Consider the following 20,460-nt stretch of genomic DNA (forward strand, 5'->3'; position numbering starts at 1 on the left):
AATAGTTGCAATTTTGCACTATCTGATTAAAGGCTTGTTTACAGCATTTAAAAAAGCCTGTTGACCCGTTTGTTGCGGGGAAAAAAGTTCAGAAATGATTGACGTGAAACAAACCTACCTGCCGAAATTAAACCTGATGAGGAAAGGATATTCTTCATCTTCTGGATTTGCAACAGCAGCAGCCTGAAGGCCTTGCAGAAAGCCTTTGCGGTTGCCGCTCAAATCCTGATAAAAGCCTTCTGTAGCCAGTTGATTGCCTTTGATAAACTTATCCATCAAAGGCTGGTCGGGAATGTTGTAAAATACTCGATTTAAACTGCAGCGGTTTTTGTTGAGGTAATCAAGATTGGCTGTGAGGTTGATGGCGTCAAAAGATGATAACTTGAAAAACTCCGCGTAAGGTTGGTTGTCTGTATTGATTTTTGTCCCTGCCGGGAATTTCTCTATCTGAGCACTGTCAAGAACCATACAGGCAGCTACATGATAAGGATTATTATAAAAATATGGGTCGGTAACCGATTGGCTGATATTGTCACTCCATTGCTCAAAATCAATTTTCAAAGGGCCATTGCACCCGAGTAAAATAGCGTGGTAATGTCCCAGCCAGATAGTTGAATTGGGGAACACAGAATGAAACGTTTTGATGATGCCCAAAAAGTCGGCAGGAAGTAGTTTGTGCAGGGGCATGTATTGCGAAACCATCCCGCCCTGATTCAGATGTGCCTTGCACAGCTCGAAATATTCCTTTGTGTATAAGTTGCCCGAGCCCAGAATCGGGTGTGTAGGGTCGCTGGATATCAGGTCGTATTTTTTATCGGTTGATTGTAAGAAGTGTCTTCCGTCTCCGGTTTTTACTTTTAAACGTTTGTCGTTCTGTATGTTGTTATTGAGCCCCTGATAATAATGGGCAGCATCTTTGAGTCCTGCAACCAGTTCAATGCAGTCGATAGATTCAACTTCGGGATGTGAGGCGATGGCAGAGGTGGTTACCCCGATTCCAAACCCAACAACAAGGGCGTTTTTGCATTGCAGTCCGCTATAAAAAGGCAGATGCCCCACCATTTTTACAACTTTAATGGCATCGTAACTTGATCCGATAACGGCGCTGTTGTTCACATAGGTTGATAATACCGTGTTGTTTCCCGAAGTCTCTTTTCCAACAACATAAGTGCCTTCAACTGTTTCCTTATAAGCGAGAATTTCTTTTTCGTAGCGCGAGAAGGAAGGCGGAAGAATATAAATCTGAGGATTGATTATCAGAATGATGAAGATGATAACAGCAGCAACAGGAATAGTTATGTTGAGCAGGCCTTTTGCCTTTACAGAAGTGGCTTTTCTCAACATTAAAAAAACCATGACGAGCAGGAAAAGAATGAAGAAAATGATAGAAAGCCCTGCTCCCCAAACGGGTATAGCCAGGTAGGCAGCGAGCAGTGGACCTGCAATGCTTCCTGCTGTATTTGAAAGAAGGATACTTCCTATGCTGCTCCCTATTTCGCGGTAATTTTGCGCATGCATGGTACAGGCAAGCGGAAATGCATAACCAGAAAGGAAAGTAACCGGTATGATAACCAACAGGGCCGAAATGACAGGAATTACAATTATTCTGAGAAAATAAGCTTCCTGTTTGCCCGCGATGGGGAATAATATCAGTTCGGGCAAATTCACCATGATCAGGAATCCGGCCAAAACGGCCAAAACGGTATAAATCATTAATTTAATCAGCAACCAGCTGTTGTTCGTCGATGAGTTGCTCTTTTTAGAATAAAACCAACTTCCGGCAAATAAACCAAGAATTACCATGGATGCAATCAGCGAAAAAGTATAGCTGGTATTGGTCATGTAGATTCTGAAAATGCGGAACCAGATGACCTGTAAGCCTATGACTGTAAATCCAAATGCGAAAGTAGCCAGCAGAGGTATAAAACGGGACTCTGCAATTACCTCTGTTTTGCCAGGTTTTTTTAATGGTTTTGCATGGGTTTTCTGGTCAGGTTGCTGCAAGGGATCATTATCATGAATGGCTGGAGGCAATTTCATGATGAAAAGAAATGCAGCCAGCATAAGATTGATGATAACTGCAATAAATACGGTGCTTTGCTGGCCCAAAAAGCCGATGAGGACAAAGCCGGTTATCAGGCCTCCCAAAGTGCTTCCCATGGTTTCATAGGCATAAATGCGCCCCATCATGCTGGCTATCTCAGCATTAGCGTTGATTATAATGGTGGAAGCCACCGGCAAAATACCTCCCATGAAAAATGCCGGAATAAAAAGAAGCAGCAAGGCAATGATATATACCAGCGCACTTGTAACCGACGAAGTAAGGCCTGCCTGTTGTAATCCAGGGTAAAGTTGGGGCAGCAAATGGCTGAACAGAAAGTAATTGATAATTCCGAAGGCGCCAACTACCAGCATTTGTATGATAAGTAACGAAAGCAGCTTTGAATTTGTTACTGATTTTTTACCCCAGAAGAAGGCACCTGCACCAAATCCGGCCATAAATGCCATCAAGACAATAGTTGAGGCCGAAACCGTTGCGCCAAGCAGTAAAGCAAGCATTCTGAACCAGCTGACCTCATATATGAGAAAGCTAAACCCTGAAAAAAATACGATGACCAAATAGGGGAGCAGGCGGTTGTTTTTATTCTTCATAGGTATGGTCAGGGGGGGCTCGTTTTTATGTTTTTCCGGTTTAATTTGATGATTCTGTCGTATTAAAAATGTCATTGTCAAAATGTTGCATTTGGCTTTTTGCTGATTTTGAGAATGCCGGAAACCTGATTTGTTTTTATCTGTTGCCTGCAAATTTACAAAGTAAACCCGATACAGGTTTAACTTTGAAATATTCGGGCTGTTTTTATTCAAAAAAGCAGTCGGGCTTTGTTTATTAATCTGTGAATCATTGTAATGCAAAATAATAGTGGCTTACGCTTTTACCACGCATGTAATCTTTCTGTTTCAAAACATTGATTATTAAAGTACATCAAAAGGGTTAGCATCGTGCAGGCAAATGCCAGTTGCCAGCTGCTAGGAATTAAAAAATTCGTGATGAGGATGATCAATGGAGAATATTTATGTCGTTTCTTTAGCATACTTTCTGAAAATTTCAGCCAGAACTTCCTGCTTCAGCGGTTTGGTTATGTAATCGTTACAACCTGCTTCCAGGGCAAGTTCCTTGTCGCCAACAAGCGCATAAGCCGTTTGGGCAATGATAATGATTTCGCGGTTAAATTGCCTGATTTGACGGGTCGCGTCAAGTCCGCTCAAACCGGGCATTCTCACGTCAATAAAAATCATATCAAACACCTCACCGTTTCGAAGCAATTCAATCGCTTTTATGCCGCTTTCAGCTTTTGTAACCGAGTTGGTGTATTTGCCAACCAATGTTGAGATAAGTCTGAGAGATATTTCATCATCATCTACTACCAGTATTTTGAGAAAATTTGTTTCCTGATTTGGGAATTCTTTAACTGCTGTCTGATTTACGTTTGACGTAATCTCAGGGATTGGTTTGTAAGGAACTGTGAAGTAAAATTGAGAGCCAACTCCTTCCTCTGATATCACATAAATCTGACCTCCAAGCATTTCAACATAAGCCTTGGCAATAGATAATCCCAACCCGGCTCCTTCGTAAAAACTTGAAGTTGAATAGTCGGCCTGCACAAATCTTTCAAATATGGCATGTTGCTTATAAGTTGGAATACCAATGCCCTGGTCCTTGATAAAGAATTTAAGAAATTCATTTTCAATGGTATAACCGAATTCAATCAGGCCTTTATTTGAATATTTTATGGCATTTTTTAACAGATTGGTGAGTATGGCGTAAATTTTTTCCTTATCGGAAGCTATCAGGCAATTGTTATCACTCAGTTCTGTCGCAAATTCAATTCGCAAACCTTTTGCTTCAGCTTCCGGTTTGAAAAAGTTATAAAGAAATTTTACCTGTTCATTTACATTTACGGCTGAAACCTGTGTTTTTATTAATCCCGATTCAACTTTTGAAATTTCAATCAGGTCGTTGATGATGTTGAGCATGCGGGCACCACTCTTATTGATGATTTCCAGGTACTCTTTTATCTCTTCACTGGTAAGATCGGGGTTTTGAAGAAGCTCGGCAAAGCCAAGAATGCCATTCATGGGTGTGCGTATTTCATGGCTCATATTGGCCAGAAAAGCAGATTTGAGCCGCTCACTTTCTTCCGCTTTCTCCTTGGCTTCTATCAGCTCCTGGTTCATTTTCCGGTATTTGCGGATGTGATCTCTGATAATTCTGTTCTTTTTTACCAGATTGAGTTCATATTGCTTTCGTTGGGTGACATTAACCCCCAGGCAGGCAATTCCGGTAACTTCATTGTCAATGTCAGTTAGCTTGACCAGATTCCAGTTAATGGTGAGTTTTTCTTTGTTTTTTTTGTAAATATCATGTTCGAAAAAATGAATAACCTCATTGCCTTGAATGATACCGTGAAATTTTTCAATGATGGTTTCCTTGCCTTGTTCTGGTAAAAATAGGTTAAACCAGTTCTGGTTCTCAATTTCAGCTGTTTGATAACCAGATATTTCGAGCAGTTGCTGATTACAGAAAGTAATGTTTCCCTGTGTATTTACAATAAGTGTCAGTAAGTTGGAGCTTTTTAAAATTTCAGAGAACCGCCGTTCTGACTCAAGCAGATGTTCTTTTATCCTTTTGTTTTGCCAATTTTGTAATTGCTTTAACATGAGTTTCCCGAGAAGCACATTGGCAGGGATATAAACGATAACAATAGGAATCGCTAAGGCTTTTAAGGTGGAAATGCTTAAATCACCAGGCAATAACAGAGTGCAGGCCAGCATGAACATATGAACCAGCGTTCCCATTGCAAGCAACTCCAGCAGACTGTTACGTTGACTCCAGTCAGGTCTGAATTTTTTCCAGAGAATGCCGGTTAATCCGGCTGTAAGAATTACAGTAATACCCATCCACACGCCATCACCTCCCATTGTCCATCTGAAAGCGATGTCTATAGCCATCGCAGTCAACGTTGGTAATGCGCCAAAGAATAAACCGGAGATACTTATCATTACCGAACGGGTGTCAAATACTGTTCCTGGTAATAATTCCCATGGAGATAGCATCAGCACAATGCCGATACTCCCAATAATGACCCCAACCATGATTTTGAAAAGCGGGTTTTGAAAAGCTTTTCGTGTTATCCATAAATTGTCGTAGAGCATACTGAACGACAGTAATATGGCTGTATTTTGTAAAAGTCCAATGATAAATGAGCCACTCATGGCGCGAGATTCATAAGGTGTATAAATAGTCCCGGATGCCTTTTTCTTCAAAAGAATCAGGTAAAAGTAATAAATTGGTGATATCAAATTCAGAAATAGCGAAAATGTACTGAATTATTGTTTGTTAGAACAGTTTTTCTCAGTTGTCCGGTAAAAATCTGGATGAAGCCAAACAATTTTTCAGACTTCTGTAATGTGCTGCATTTTTTAAAAATCAGGAAATAGCATGGCTAAAGGCCCCGGATTTTACATGGCCGGCATTGCTATTAGATGGGTATGACTTTTGAAAAATAAAGCGTATTAGAATTTTGTTTATTGATGATTATGTAATTACGTAATTGACAGGGGCTTATGGAATAATAATAGTTGTTTAATAATGTTCTGGTTTTTAGGTGCTGTTTTCTTAAAGCTCAACAGGAAGCTGCATGTTAATTGCGACTTCCTGCTGGACTTTAAAGTGAGAATGGAATTTTACACTGTTGAGATTGCCGGATTTTTTATCAGGCAAAACAAAAAAATAACCTGAGATATTCTATGATGCAACCAGGGCTTTGGCAGTGCAGTCTATAACTATGTTTAAGCAAAAGGATAATCTGTATATCCTTTCTCACCGGGGGTATAGAATGTGCTGAAGTCAGGCTCCTGTAGTGGTAAATTATTTGCAAATCTATGGTCAAGATCCGGGTTTGAAAGATAATTGCGGCCAAACGCTGCTAATTCTGCTTTCCCTTCGGTGAGCAATGTTTCTGCTGCAGTTTTATCAAGCCCGCCGCTGCCAATTATAACACCTCCAAAGGCTTTTCTGATACCGGTTTTTACTGTTTCGGTGACGGGAGGAGCGCCCATAGAAGCATGATCTACAATGTGAACATAAGCAAGCTTGAGTTTGCCTAATTCACCAGCCAGATAAAGGTAAGTTTCTTCAACATCATCGAAGACAATAGTTCCGTTAAACACACCGTATGGCGATAGCCGTATGGCTGTTCGGTCACTTCCAATGGCATCAGCAACTCTTCGGGCCGTTTCAATGGCAAAACGGCTTCTGTTTGCAATCGATCCCCCATAATTGTCGTTGCGTTGGTTTGAAGCAGGATTAATAAATTGGTCGACTAAATATCCGTTAGCGCCATGTATCTCTACGCCATCAAACCCGGCTTTTATGGCGTTTTTGGCAGCATCAGTAAACTCTTGTTGTGCTTGTTGTATGTCTGCCGTTGACATTGCTTTTGGCACAGGGTAAGGTTGCATTCCTTTTGAATCTGTCCACATCTGGTCTTGCAGTGCAATAGCTGATGGTGCCACAATGGTTGCTCCGGGCTCCATGTTTTCAGGATGTGAAACGCGACCTGTATGCATCAATTGGATAAAAATCTTGCTTCCGGCTGCGTGAACAGCGTCAGTTACTTTCTTCCAGCCTTCAATCTGAGCATCATTGTATATTCCCGGAATACGCGGGTATCCCAGTCCGTTGGCTGAAGGCGCTGTCCCTTCGGTTATTATCAGTCCGGCCCCTGACCGTTGGCGATAATATTCGGCCATTAATTGGTTAGGTATATTTCCGATGGCGCGTGAACGGGTCATAGGAGCCATCACCATCCGGTTTTTTAATGCAATTTTTCCAAGTTTATATGGTTCAAATAGTTTCATGGTTGTTTTGTTGAATTTAGAATTTATTCTTTACCATCTTAAACAGGATAAAATGAACTTTGTTTTTAACGCCATTGGTGTAATTGCCGTTTACGGATGCAAAAAAAGAGGGATGCGAATTTCGCATCCCTCTTTTAAAAGCTTTTATGTCCGATTTTAATTGGAGGCTTTCCATTTGTGGTAGGCATCGAGCAAACTCAACGAAGTTTCATCGGGGACAGTGACTGAAGTGGTTACATTCATTTTCTTACTACCTGCCGGCCAGAAAACCACCGGCATAAAATCATTTCCATAAGAACCATTGGAGCTGATATGGGTTTCTGAGTCATAAGCCGCACTAATGCACATCATGATTGGACTTTTCTTGTCATATTGATAAAGCCTTGCTGACGATAAATCGGCAAAATCCAGACTTACTTCACCGCAAAGCTGGTTATTGTCTTCGAAGAGCCTGGTTTTAATGTTGGTTGCTCCCGGATAATCCTGAAGAATCTGATCTCCGTTGATATATTTATCGAGCAGTTCCTGAAAGTCGGCAGTGGTAACATCCTGCCCGTCATCCATTACCGATAGGATGTTGATGTAGCGAATGGTCAACCTGCCAGAGTTTTCACCAGTCAGCTCAAAGTTGTACTCTTTTTTTTCTACTGTTAGACATGAAGACATCATGACAGCAAATAAAACAATTATAATCAAAAAGATGCTTTTCGAAGTTCTCATACACTACTGATGTTTTGTTGTGCTTCAAAGATAATGCAATTATGAATACCTGTACCTTTGCCTGAAATTTCTGTGAAAATCAAAATAAAATCAGCACAATGAAAATCTCAGTTGAATTAAGTTATTATCCGTTAAACGAACAGTTTAAACCTGCAATCAAAGGTTTTATAGCTGCATTAAATACAAATACAAACCTGGTGGTTCGCACCAATACTATGGCTACGCAGGTTTTTGGCGAATTTGATGAGGTGATGGCAACCATTCAAAGGTGTATGAAGGATGCTTTTGAACTGCCCCATTCAGTTTTTGTGATGAAGGTGATCAACGCCGACCTCAGGGATTAAATGATTTTTATGCGGCTGACAGTCATTCTGCCCATTTTTATTTCGCATTGAATATTGCCCGTTGTCTTGTTTGCTGAAAGCAGGTTACAAACCGGGGTTGTTACTTTTATTTGTTTATTTATTACTTGTATATGTCTGATTTCTGGATCACTTTTCTGTCAAATTTAAGCGATACAACCTGGCTTGAAGCGCTGGCTGTAATTTTGGGAATTGCCAGTGTGTGGTATGCCCGCCGTGAACATATTCTGGTTTATCCAACCGGAATTGTAAGCGTTCTGGTATATGTTTACATTTGTTTCAATACCCGCCTTTACGCTGATGCCGGGATTAACTTATTCTATTTTTTTATGAGTGTGTATGGCTGGTACAACTGGACAAAAGTGGGTGCAACAAATGAAATCCTGAAAATTTCCGCCAATACTTTGATTCAGCAATGGTTTGGCGTTGTTTTTACTTTTATTTCCTATTGGTCTATTCTGGGCTTAATATGGTTGTTTAACCGTAACGACACCGTGTACATGCATTCATGGGTTCCATGGATTGATTCCTTTACAACTGCCGTTTTTCTGAATGCCATGTTGCTGATGGCCCGTAAAAAAATTGAAAACTGGACATACTGGATTATTGGAAATGTAGTTTCCATACCGATGTATTTCATAAAAGGTTTGGTTTTTACAAGCTTTCAATATGTGGTTTTTCTGGTGCTTGCCATCATGGGTTTAATGGAGTGGCGCAAACGGCTGCTTGAACAAAAATCAATGTCATGTTAAAGCGTATTTCTGTTACGGGGCCTGAATCAACAGGTAAGTCATGGCTGGCAGCCGGCCTTGCTTCAGCTTTTAATGAGCCATGGGTGCCTGAATTTGCGCGCGAATTTCTGGTTAACATCAACCGTCCCTATACCTTTGACGATATTCTGTTCATTGCAAAAGCTCAGTTGGAGGATGAAAATAAACATGCTGCATTGGCCAAAGAATGGCTTTTTTGTGATACTGATTTTTTGGTGACCACCATCTGGTGCAAAGTGAAGTTTGGCAAAACTCATCCGTGGATAGACAAAATGGCTGATACACATCGCTACGATCATTATTTGCTCTGTAATACTGATCTTCCCTGGGAGGCTGACCCATTGCGCGAACATCCAGATTTTAGAGATGAACTTTTTAAAATGTATCAAGCTGAGCTGGAAAGCCGCCATTTTCCTTTTTCGATTATTTCCGGAAAAGGCCAGGACAGACTGAAAAATGCCCTGCAGTCACTTCAGTTATTGTCCTTTTGATTTTTGGATAAGCATTACAGGACGTAAAACAGGTAGACGTGTTTTGCAGTTATAAACAAAGGTCTCCTTTTGACATAGAGTATTGTCAATGGCGTTTTTGTTCTCTGCGGCCTGTGTTTTGAGGAAAGAGGATGATTGACAATAACAAAGTTATTTGATGGCCTGCCGCATTTTACCGGAAGGTTTTCATAAATTTGACCAGCTTATAACTGTAGCCATACTGCTTTTTTACTGAACAGTATAAACCTGAAAAAAATGATTTATGTATAAACTCAGAATTAAATTGCTGGCATTCAATGGCGCAGCAGATGCTGTATATTTTAATGCTGCAAACAGGATAGAGAAACTGATTTCGACTGATAAATATGAAGTGGTAGAAAAAGATCCGGATGTGCTTTTCTTTCTTTCCGGGGGCTCAGAGCAATTGGCGGTTAATCATGTGGCACCCGGTCATTTTTATGTACTTGTCGGCTCGAAGCACGATAACTCTTATGCTTCAGCCACTGAGGTCAAGGCATATCTGAATCAAATGAACATATTGTCCTTGCTGCTTGATGAAGAGGATTCCATGACATCTGCGTTACTTGATGATTTTTTTGCAGTTCGATTGGCTCTGAATAATCTGAAAGGGAAAAAGCTGGGGCTTATTGGGAAAGTTTCAGATTGGCTGATTTCATCTTCGGTGCCTGCCGGCTTGCTTGAAACCACTTTCGGTATTCAACTGGATGTCATTCCCTGGAGTGAGTTGAGCCATTTTTCTGAATATGAAGCGTCAGAAGCATTTCTAGCTTCTTTTCAGCATACTGAAGGATTTAATCTTTCTGATACCGCAAAAGTTTATGCATTACTGGCTGATATAGTTCAGAAATGGCAGCTTGATGCCATGACAGTTGAGTGTTTCCCATTGGTACGCAAAGATGGTGTTACAGCCTGTTTGCCCCTGGCAAAGTTTAATGATGAAGGGCTGCCGGCCGGTTGCGAAGGCGATTTGACAGCAATTGCCGGTATGATGCTTTGTAAAGAGTTAACCGGTATTGTCCCCTGGATTGCCAATGTCAATAAAATTAATGAGGAAGCATGCTTGTTTTCACATTGCACCATAGCGCTCGGATTGGTGAATGATTTTAAAATAAACACGCACTTCGAAACAGGGGAGGGTACGGCTATTGAAGGTGATTTTAAAGGAGATTTTGCCACAATTTTCCGCTTTGATCAGCATTTTCGTAAAGCATTTATTGCAACATCAAATATAATTGCCAGGCCTCAGTTGCCAACAGCTTGTCGCACACAGATTGAGGCAAAGCTTAGCGCAAATGACGTGAAAATACTCAAAGAAAATCCGCTTGGCAACCATCATCTTATTTTTCCGGGTGATTGCAAGCGTCAGTTGCAGCTTTGTTGCACAGTACTGGGAATCGAAGTCCTGCAATAATGTTCCGCCGTTAAACTGTTTCGGGACAGCGCATTTGAACTTAAGTTTAAGTGCCGCAATTCTTTTGCAGAAAACAGGCTCATGCCGATAATAAAATGTTGGGGCAGGCTTGAAACATTTTATTTCTGAAAGAGTTAATTAACTCACTGAAGAATTTTGTTTTTCTTGCTTCAGAAGTGGAAATTATTGGATTGTAACTGACTATAATATATGCTTAACAAAATTCATCATATTGCCATTATTTGCACTGATTATGAGGTCTCCAAGCGGTTTTATACTGATATTCTCGGGCTGCAAATTGTAAAGGAGACCTATCGTAAAGAAAGGAAATCTTACAAATTGGATCTTGCGCTCAACGGGAATTATGTGATTGAGTTGTTTTCTTTTCCCGATCCGCCGCCAAGGGTATCGCGACCCGAAGCTGCCGGACTGCGGCATTTGGCATTTGAAGTTGATAATATCTATGATGTAATCAATCATCTGGCAACACACAATATTGTTACTGAACCTGTCAGAACAGATGAAATTACTGGCAAACGGTTTACATTCACCGCTGATCCCGACGACCTGCCGATAGAATTTTACGAGAAATGAAACAAGGTTTTTTAAATCGTAACTTGTTAAAACATTAAAAACATGCCGAAACTTTTTTCACCGCTCAGGATAAAGGATGTAACTTTCAGAAACAGGATAGGCATTTCGCCCATGTGCATGTATTCAGCCATTGATGGTTTTGCCAACGACTGGCATTTGGTTCACCTCGGAAGCCGTGCAACCGGCGGTGCTGCATTGATTATACAGGAGGCAACAGCCGTTTCACCTGAGGGGCGGATTTCTCCCGGAGATCTGGGGCTTTATCTTGATGAGCAGATTGAAATGTTGCAACGTATCAACAGCTTTATTCATCAGCAAGGAGCTGTGGCCGGAGTCCAGCTCGCCCATGCCGGGCGCAAAGCCGGATGTGCCCGCTCGTGGGATGGTGGAAAACAACTGGCAAAAGAGGATGGAGGCTGGACTACGGTGGCTCCTTCTGCTCTGCCTTTTTTGCCTGACGACATGGCGCCTTTGGCTCTGGATGAAGCAGGAATACGAAAAGTGATTCTTGATTTTAAAATGGCCGCTTCCCGTTCGCTTAAAGCAGGCTTCAAAGTGTTGGAGATTCATGCAGCCCACGGTTATCTCATTCATCAGTTTTTGTCGCCCCTGAGCAATGTGCGAACTGATAATTATGGTGGAAGCTTTGAAAACAGAATACGCCTGCTGCTCGAAGTTGTTGCTGCCATTCGCGAAGTGTGGCCTTCTCAACTGCCATTATTTGTGCGCTTATCGGCTACCGATTGGGTTGATGGCGGATGGAGTGTGGATGAAACGGTTCAGTTATCCGGTATTCTTAAACAACAAGGTGTTGACCTGATTGATGCATCTTCAGGGGGAATGGTTGCCCATGCAAAAATTCCGCTAAGTCCTGGTTATCAGGTTCCTTTTGCTGAACGAATAAAGAATGAAACAGGAATTTTGACAGGTGCTGTTGGCCTGATTACACAAGCCCGGCAAGCCGAAGAAATTCTGCAAATGAATCAGGCCGATTTAATACTTATTGGGCGGGAATCTCTCAGAAATCCGAATTTTGTTTTAAATGCTGCAAAAATACTGGGAGTTGATGTAGATTGGCCCCTGCCTTATCTGCGGGCAAAATAAGGGCTGAATTTCCGCCGGCTTTTGACAGCTTACGCTTAAACCCAGTGTGCAGTCAATAGGTTGCTGTTGCCATGATTTTTTGGGTTCTGGTGAATTTTATTTCATTTGCTTCATTTTGTTCAGGCATTCTTCATTCTTCAATCATTTTCATGACCTTTGCATACTGAGCAGATGAAAATATTAAAGACCGTGAAAGTATTCAGGAAAGCTATCCCTACCGGCAAATGGTCATTACGTGGCCTGTTTATGGCATGCGGGTTTGTACTTTTTTTTCTGCTTTTTATTTTATTCGATGCATTGTTCCCCTTCAGAGCCGATAAAATTCAATATTCGCAGGTGATATATGCCGCTGACAGCAGCCTGCTGCACGCTTTTCTAAGTGCTGATCATAAGTGGCGTTTGTATGCACGTCATGATGAAATTACGCCTGATTTGCGAAAGTCCATCATTTTTAAGGAAGATCGTTACTTTAAATATCATCCGGGGTTTAACCCTTTGGCGATGGTCAGGGCTGCATTTTACAATCTGGCCACTGGCCGCCGCACTTCGGGGGCTTCTACCATAACGATGCAGTTGGCGCGTTTAATCAAACCGGCACCCCGTACTTACAAGAATAAATTGCGTGAAGTGTTCAGAGCCATGCAGCTTGAATGGCATTATTCAAAATCGGAAATTCTTCAAATGTACCTCAACCTGCTTCCTTTTGGCGGAAATATTGAAGGGGTAAAATCAGCCTCGATGATATATTTTGGACAGGAAACCGGCGAATTAAGTCTTGCGCAGGTGGTTATGCTCACTGTAATTCCTAATAATCCCAATGCGCTGCGGCCTGGCAAAAGTTATGACAAGCTGAAAGCAAGAAGAAATTTTTGGCTTTCAAAAATGGCAGAAGAAGGCTTGTTTGAAAAAGCAGATACAGATGATGCCATTGCAGAGCCTTTCGACAGACAGAGGTTTGCCATTCCGGCTAATGCACCTCATCTTTCGTATCGGTTAAAAAATGTGGTTTCAGGTAAAAATGGTGTAATGACCACCATTCAGCCTGAATTGCAGAATAAGGTTGAAAATCTGGTAAGCAATCACGTCAGGCTTTTGCGCTCAATGCAAATTACCAATGCCGCTGTGCTGGTTGTAAATAATCATACACTTGAAGTGGAGGCCTATGTTGGTTCAGCCGGTTTTTATGATGATTTGTATCAGGGGCAGGTTGATGGTATCTCAGCGTTGCGCTCGCCTGGCTCCACCTTAAAACCTTTGCTGTATGCATTGGCTTTTGACAGGGGATTGATTACGCCCAGGACAGTAGTAACTGATGTTCCTTCCAATTTTAATGGTTATCGTCCCGAGAACTATGATGAAACCTATCGTGGAAAAATTACCATCGAACAGGCCCTGGCGCTTTCGTTAAATGTACCCGCAGTAAATCTGCTCGACAGAATGGGCAATGAGCCTTTTTTGGATGCGCTCTCAAAGTCTGATTTCAAATGGATTACCCGTAACCGTCAAAAACTGGGCTTGTCGGTAATACTCGGAGGGTGTGGTACTACTCTTCAGGAGCTTACGGCCTTGTTTGCATCGTTTGCCAACAAAGGAGTATATCATCCTTTAAAATTTATCAAAAGTGAAAAAGCTTCTTTTTCCGATACATTGTGCTCACAGGGAGCTGCTTATATGATTTCGCAGATTTTAACCGGCCTGAAACGCCCTGACTTGCCTCAACAATACACACAATCAGCAGATTTGCCTCAGATTGCCTGGAAAACAGGCACTTCCTATGGCAGGCGCGACGGATGGGCTATAGGTTATAACCGCGATTATACAGTGGGCGTTTGGACCGGTAATTTTCGTGGAAATGGTATACCTGAGCTCAATGGTACCGATTGTGCAGTACCACTCTTGTTTAATATCTTCAGAGCTATTAGCCCTCAAAACAAGTCAGACTGGTTTGTGCCGCCTGCCAGTCTGGATTTCAGGCTGGTGTGTTCCGAAACCGGAATGCCTCCCGATACCTTTTGCCATCAGTTGGTTATGGATTACTTTTTGCCGGGTATTTCTCCTTCAGTCAGGTGTAATCATTTGCAAAAGCAATTTGTTAATTCATCAAATACCATGAGCTATTGCCGAGCGTGCCTTCCTGAAAAAGGATATAAAGAGGTTTTATACCCGACTTATCCTGCTGATTTAATCTCATGGTATAACGAAATGCAGATTCCCTATAAAGTTGTACCTGCTCATAATCCTGATTGTCCGTCGGTTAAAAACGGAGGTGCGCCGACAATTACTTCACTGACTGACGGAGCTGAATATTTACTGATTTACGGCCGCCATCAGCAGCTTATGCTAACCTGCAATGCTGAAAATGGAGTGAACAAGGTATACTGGTATCTCAATGATAAGTTTTTTCAATCGGCCAACCCTTCTGAAAAGGTGTTTTTTACGCCCGATGCTGGTCATTATAAAATCAGTTGTTCTGATGATCGTGGTCGTAACAGCGATCTGTTTATCAAGGTTACTTTTATCTGACTTTCTTCAGGCTTTCGCGGCTAAAATCTAAATGACCGAACGGATTAAACGCAGCGTATTTTCAACAATTCTTGATTTATAGAGTAAATCGGGCTGCACCAGCTGGTTATTAATCGTGCAGAAGTTATATTTTTATGGTGCAGTCAGTCAAAGTACTCAAATCCTTCCTGTTTTACTCTTATCTTTGCACCTCTCTAACAATAAGAATTTTAAATTTATGGCATTAAAATGCGGCATTATCGGGTTGACTAATATTGGTAAAACAACCCTTTTTAACTGTATCTCCAACACCAAAGGGCAAACTTCCAACTTTGCATACAGTACAAATAAATCGAATCTCGGACAAATTATTGTTCCTGACGACAGATTGTATGAAATTGATAAACTGATTAAATCAGCCAGAATTGTTCCTGTAACTGTTGAAATAGTTGATATTCCAGGGTTGGCCAAAGGAGCTAGCCAGGGAGAAGGCGTGGGAAATAAATTTCTTGCCGATATCCAGCAAACCGATGCCATTATACATGTATTGCGTTGTTTTGATGACGAAAACCTTCCACATGTGGAAGGCTCCATCAATCCTGTGCGCGATCGTGAAATTGTAGATCTTGAGTTGCAGATTCGCGACCTCGATTTAGTCGAACGTAAAATCCTTCGACTCGAAAAGGCCGCTAAAACCGGCGATAAAGATGCCAAACATGGTGTTGAAGTGCTGACTGCCGTGAAAGAACATCTTGAAAGTTTTCAATCGGTTCGTTTGCTTGAAATTGATGATGCCGATCGCCGGTTTATTGACGATATGTACTTGCTTACCGATAAACCGGTTATTTATGTATGTAATGTTGATGATGCCTCTGCCGTGAGCGGAAATAAATATGTTGACCAGTTTAAGGAAGCTGTAAAAGAAGAAAATTCAGAAGTATTGGTGGTGGCAGGTGCGCTTGAAGCTGAAATTGCTGAACTCGAAAGCCCTGAAGATCGTAAGGTGTTTCTGGAAGATGCTGGCCTTACTGAGCCCGGTGTTAATCGCCTGGTGCGTTCAGCGTATAGCATTCTTAACCTGATGTCATTTTTTACTGCCGGACCAATGGAAGTACGTGCCTGGACTATAAAAAAAGGGATGACAGCTCCGCAGGCTGCAGGTGTAATTCACAGCGATCTGGAGCGTGGCTTCATTCGTGCTGAAGTAATGAAATACAAGGATTTTATTGAACTTAAATCAGAGCATGCCTGCCGTACTGCCGGAAAACTATTTGTTGAAGGTAAAAGCTATGTGGTTGAAGATGGGGATATTATGCATATAAGATTTAATGTTTAACATGGGGCCTTTTGATGGGTCAGTTTCTTGATAACTAACCAAGCAGCCTGGGATTTCATAATCTCAGGCTGTTTGGTTTTACTGGCTTGTTATGAAAATTAAAAATACAGGGGATGAAACTTAACGCCCTTTTTCCCGAATTCAAGTGCAGGCAGGGGAAATTTTAATATTCCCAGGTATTTCAGAAAAAGATTGACAGTGGCTGATGAAGTTTTGATTCTTGAAAGATCAATGTCAGGAGCCAGATAATACTGCCGGCGTCTGTCGAAATAGGGCAGGGGAACACCGTCTGCTTCAGCAGGATTTGAATTTCCGCCGGTAAGTCCATCCACTCCGTAGCCTGCAGCAAAGTTCAGCCATTTGGGGAAGCGTGAATCTTTTTTCAAAAATGAATGAATATTACACGATAGCCAGTAAGTCTGGCCATTATAGTCTTTTATCAGGCTTTCGGCATGATTGTGTCCGAGTTGCTCAGGACGGAATTCGGCAAACTTTGTAGGATGTGCCGACCATTTTATCTGGATTCGTTGCTCATCCCAAAGCAGTTGCTGACTTATAAATGCAGCAGAGCCAAACGTATTGGCCAGCAAATCACCGGGCGAAGCGCCCCATTCCTTCGAAAATCCATCCAGAATTTCGATTACTGTCAGGTACATAAATCCCAGACTACCACCATACCACGCTGATTTTCTTTTGCTCAGACCGGCCCATCTGAGTGTTTCATAACCCGCCATTCCCACATTATAGGCCGTAGTGGCATGTCCGATCTTGTCAATTTGCAGCCATTCACGGTTATCATTGATAAAATGAAACCCTGATTGTGGATAATTTTTATACCAGATTTGATAAAGTCCTGTCATGGAACCGGCATAAATGACGGAGCCTCCGATAATCAGCATTTTTAAACGATTGTGGTTAAGCTGATCAGGCTTCATGGTATCTTGCGCCTGAAACGAAGATTGATGTTGAGCGAAGGATAAAAATGGATAAATACTTAAACAAAAAAGGAGCAGCAGGCAAAATCCTGCTGCTGATAAAGGCTTTTTATGGTTTTTAATGATGACCATGCTCACCAGGAACAATAAACGGTTCAAGAATTTGAAGGGCTTTTTCCCGTTTTTCAGCAATGAGCTCTGGCGTGCGGGCTTCGGCTAAAAATCTGAGATAAGGTTCAGTGTTTGATGGTCTTACGTTAAACCACCAATTGGGAAATTCAACCCGATAGCCGTCAAAATCAAAGAATGCAGTGGGCATTTCTTCTGCTGTAAAAGCAGCTTTCAGCGCCTCCATGGCTTCTGTTTTTTTATCGATATGGAAGTTAATTTCGCCTGTACCATAGTATTTGCTAATGCCTGCAATAAGCTGCGAAAGTGTGATGCCTTGATCATGAAACTTTTTTACTTCACTCAAAATAATTAAAGCTGCTACATATGCTGAGTCAGAGAAGTAAAAATCACGGAAATAGTAATGGCCAGCCAGTTCACCGCCAAACAGGCCGTCAATTTCGCGAAGTTTTAAAGCTGCATAGGCACGTCCAACTCTCCACATATGCATATTAAATCCCTTGCTTTCCACATATTCGGTCACCGATTTGGAGGTGCGAATATCTTGAATGGCTTTGCCTGACAGCCCTTTATCCGCAAAATATCCGGAAAGAACGGCAATCATGATATCAGGCTGTATGAACTGTCCCTTTTCATCTACAAACATTACCCTGTCGGCATCGCCGTCAAAAATGAGCCCGATGTCGCACCCTTTTTCAAGTACCAGCTTTTTTAAGTCTGCCACATTTTTTTCTTCCAGCGGGTTGGGCTCATGGTTGGGAAAAGTGCCATCGGGCTCGTCAAATATGTAATAGGGCTCATTGCCCAGCAAATCTTTAATCAACAATGACCCCATTCCGTTTGAACAGTCAACTGCAATTTTTAGTCCGCTCAAATCACTTTGGTATTGCGCCAGAAATTCCAGGTATTCTTTGCGGAAATTGATGGTTGAGTATTTTCCGGGAATGCTGACTGGTTCAGTCATCTGCGTTTCGGCCATCTCAAGCAAATCGGACAGGCCGGTGTCAAAGCCAACAGGCAAAGCGCCTGCCCGTGAAATTTTCAAACCGTTATGATTGGCCGGATTGTGTGAGGCTGTAATCATTACCGAAGCCTGATAATTTAGTTTGGCAGTGGCCCAATAAATCATGGGGGTTGTGCAAGGACCGGCTACATTTACATCTGCCCCGGCATCAGTAATTCCCTTGCATAAATATTCAAGTATTTCGGGCGATGAAACCCTGACATCGTGGCCAATTAACACCGTTTCAGCCTGAAGAAGCCCGGGGAGGAAGTAGCCGATTTTATATACATCTTGACCGTTGAAGTCCTGATTGTAAATTCCACGAATGTCGTAGGCTTTAAATGCTTTTCTCATAATTCAGATTAAAATTTCAGATTTAAGCCGGTTTTGACCAATCAGATAAACTTTATCGGAAATACTGATTGTTGAAGAATTGACATTTACAATGCTTCAGATGTTGTTTCCGAAAGAGTGTCTGTTTGCTTTGTCCGGCAATTATTTATAGATGTTTCTTCTGTTAAGTGCCTGTTGATATTTGAATGCATTCAGATTATGCTGCTCAAGTGTCCGGGCAAAGTTATGATAACCTGAGAAATCTTCGCGGGCACAGAAAAACATAAAATTATGCTGTTCGCGGTTAAGAACGGCATCAATAGACGAAACCGAGGGTAAACAAATGGGGCCTGGAGGAAGACCTTTGTATTTGTAAGTGTTATAAGGTGAATCAATCTGCTTGTGTATGTTGAGTACACGCCGCATTTCAAAGTTTCCGTGGGCAAAAACCAAGGTAGGGTCTGCTTCCAGCAGCCAGCCTTTTTCAAGCCTGTTCAAATACACACCAGCCACCCGGGGTCTTTCGTCGTTTTTATTGGTTTCTTTTTCTACAATCGAAGCCAGGGTGATAACTTCGTGTTTGTTTAAATGAAGGTAGGCAAGCTTTTTGGTACGATCACTGTTCCAGAATTTATCTGCCTCAGATTTCATGCGGTTGATAAAGCTTCTGGCATTGGTGTTCCAATAAAATTCATAAGTATTGGGGATAATGATAGTATAAAGACTGTTGCGCGTAACCCCAAGCGAGTCAAGATAACTACTGTCGTTCAGTAAGTTAATAATGGAAAGCGAATCTGCTTCAATTTGTCCTGAAATACGTCCGGCAAGTTGATCGGGCGTTCTTATATTATTAAAAATTACTTTCACAGGCGCTTGTTTTCCTGATCGGAGAAGGTTCACCAGCTCGAGGCTACCCATGTCAGGTGTAAGTTTGTAACGGCCCGGCTTTATCATTTTATCATATTTCTTCAGGCCGGCAATCCATTCAAAGGATTTTCGGTGGATAATCATCCCATGAAGGTACAGCTCCTTTTTTACATCATCAAAGTTACTGCCGGTAGGAATGGTAAGATAGCTTTCTTCGGCGCCGGCAGTGTATACATTGGGCTCAAAAGCTGCTTTATAACCCAGCCAGACTACAGGTGTCATAAGAATAATAATCACCAGCACTGCCCATAAAAAAAATCGGCGGTACTTGTTTCCGGATTTTCTTTTGCCGGAATACTTCGTATGGTAGTATCCTCGCATAGCGCTTATGCTTTTATGAGTTGCATTGTAATTTCATCAATCCACCCGTTACGGGTCCATGTCCACTCTTTACGGATGGCAGTTTGTTTAAAACCTGCCTTAGTAAAAAGATGAATACTCGGAGGGTTGTCTGTTGAAATCTGGCAATACAACTGATGAAGATTTAGTGTGTTAAAGCTATATTGAATAAGCAATTGCAGTGCTTCTGCCGCAAAGCCTTTGCGGCGATCTTTTTTTTGAACAATGATACCAACGGCAGCTCGTCTGTGAAGCGGATCAAAATCAAACATGTCAATTGCACCAACAGGTTTGTCAGGTGTTTTTACAGGTGAAATCATCAATCTTAACTGTTTGTCAGCAAAAATGTCATGATGCGCGTTCAGTACATATTGTTCAATGGCAAATCTGGAATAAGGCGAAATTGTATGGCTCATTCTCCAGTCGGCCATGTCATTTTCCCATGCAAATAATGCATCTATATCTTCAGGCTCCGGTGCTCGCAGGCTAATCAGTTTTCCGGTCATTTCTCAGTGGGGTTTGCTGTTTGTCTTTATCGCATTTTAATTTAAAAGGTAATACT

At 41.8% G+C, this 20,460-nt stretch carries 16 protein-coding genes; 8 read left to right on the top strand and 8 right to left on the bottom strand.

The features are described from left to right. Nucleotides 1-114 precede the first annotated feature (114 nt). The 4 genes from H6541_13810 to H6541_13825 form a co-directional block, all read right to left on the bottom strand. Nucleotides 115-2,652 (bottom strand): fused MFS/spermidine synthase, encoded by a 2,538-nt coding sequence (locus H6541_13810; GenBank protein ID MCB9016859.1) that lies wholly within the window; start codon nt 2,650-2,652, stop codon nt 115-117. A gap of 420 nt (nt 2,653-3,072) precedes the next feature. After that, on the bottom strand, nt 3,073-5,325 hold the full coding sequence (locus tag H6541_13815) for a response regulator (GenBank protein ID MCB9016860.1): 2,253 nt from the start codon (nt 5,323-5,325) through the stop codon (nt 3,073-3,075). A gap of 525 nt (nt 5,326-5,850) precedes the next feature. After that, a complete protein-coding gene (locus tag H6541_13820; protein ID MCB9016861.1) occupies nt 5,851-6,921 on the bottom strand; it encodes an alkene reductase in 1,071 nt (356 codons plus the stop codon). Nucleotides 6,922-7,077: 156 nt separating this feature from the next. Then, a complete protein-coding gene (locus H6541_13825) occupies nt 7,078-7,641 on the bottom strand; it encodes a hypothetical protein (GenBank protein MCB9016862.1) in 564 nt (187 codons plus the stop codon). A gap of 98 nt (nt 7,642-7,739) precedes the next feature. On the opposite strand from H6541_13825, the gene H6541_13830 reads away from it, so the two are divergent. From H6541_13830 to ychF, 8 genes are all read left to right on the top strand, one after another. Then, nucleotides 7,740-7,985 carry a thiamine-binding protein gene (locus tag H6541_13830; protein MCB9016863.1) on the top strand — a complete coding sequence of 82 codons (246 nt, stop codon included), beginning with the start codon at nt 7,740-7,742 and terminating at the stop codon, nt 7,983-7,985. 131 nt (nt 7,986-8,116) lie between these two features. Continuing rightward, a complete protein-coding gene (locus H6541_13835; protein MCB9016864.1) occupies nt 8,117-8,755 on the top strand; it encodes a nicotinamide mononucleotide transporter in 639 nt (212 codons plus the stop codon). Beyond that, nucleotides 8,749-9,264, top strand: coding sequence for an ATP-binding protein (locus H6541_13840; GenBank protein ID MCB9016865.1), 516 nt, complete (start codon nt 8,749-8,751; stop codon nt 9,262-9,264). Before H6541_13835 ends, H6541_13840 begins: the two co-directional genes overlap by 7 nt. Nucleotides 9,265-9,526: 262 nt before the next feature. Beyond that, nucleotides 9,527-10,696, top strand: coding sequence for a hypothetical protein (locus H6541_13845; GenBank protein MCB9016866.1), 1,170 nt, complete (start codon nt 9,527-9,529; stop codon nt 10,694-10,696). Between the two features lie 210 nt (nt 10,697-10,906). After that, nucleotides 10,907-11,290 (top strand): VOC family protein, encoded by a 384-nt coding sequence (locus H6541_13850; protein ID MCB9016867.1) that lies wholly within the window; start codon nt 10,907-10,909, stop codon nt 11,288-11,290. Nucleotides 11,291-11,332: 42 nt separating this feature from the next. Continuing rightward, the gene (locus H6541_13855; GenBank protein ID MCB9016868.1) at nt 11,333-12,394 is read left to right on the top strand and encodes an NADH:flavin oxidoreductase/NADH oxidase; all 1,062 of its coding nucleotides are present in this window, start codon (nt 11,333-11,335) and stop codon (nt 12,392-12,394) included. A 246-nt stretch (nt 12,395-12,640) separates the two neighbouring features. Next, complete coding sequence (gene pbpC, locus H6541_13860) at nt 12,641-14,917, top strand: penicillin-binding protein 1C (protein MCB9016869.1); 2,277 nt, start codon at nt 12,641-12,643, stop codon at nt 14,915-14,917. A 217-nt stretch (nt 14,918-15,134) separates the two neighbouring features. After that, complete coding sequence (gene ychF / locus H6541_13865) at nt 15,135-16,232, top strand: redox-regulated ATPase YchF (protein ID MCB9016870.1); 1,098 nt, start codon at nt 15,135-15,137, stop codon at nt 16,230-16,232. A gap of 98 nt (nt 16,233-16,330) precedes the next feature. Here the strand turns inward: ychF and H6541_13870 are convergent, their stop codons facing one another. From H6541_13870 to H6541_13885, 4 genes are all read right to left on the bottom strand, one after another. Further along, the gene (locus tag H6541_13870) at nt 16,331-17,299 is read right to left on the bottom strand and encodes a DUF2279 domain-containing protein (GenBank protein MCB9016871.1); all 969 of its coding nucleotides are present in this window, start codon (nt 17,297-17,299) and stop codon (nt 16,331-16,333) included. After that, nucleotides 17,286-18,653: a phosphomannomutase/phosphoglucomutase gene (locus H6541_13875; protein MCB9016872.1), complete on the bottom strand. Its 1,368-nt coding sequence runs from the start codon at nt 18,651-18,653 to the stop codon at nt 17,286-17,288. Before H6541_13875 ends, H6541_13870 begins: the two co-directional genes overlap by 14 nt. 141 nt (nt 18,654-18,794) lie before the next feature. Further along, nucleotides 18,795-19,880, bottom strand: a complete 1,086-nt coding sequence (gene mltG / locus H6541_13880; GenBank protein MCB9016873.1) for an endolytic transglycosylase MltG — start codon at nt 19,878-19,880, stop codon at nt 18,795-18,797. Nucleotides 19,881-19,885: 5 nt separating this feature from the next. After that, nucleotides 19,886-20,404, bottom strand: coding sequence for a GNAT family N-acetyltransferase (locus H6541_13885; protein MCB9016874.1), 519 nt, complete (start codon nt 20,402-20,404; stop codon nt 19,886-19,888). Between the last annotated feature and the right edge of the window lie 56 nt (nt 20,405-20,460).

The organism is Lentimicrobiaceae bacterium, from assembly GCA_020636745.1.
In the GTDB taxonomy this organism is placed as follows: domain Bacteria; phylum Bacteroidota; class Bacteroidia; order Bacteroidales; family Lentimicrobiaceae; genus Lentimicrobium.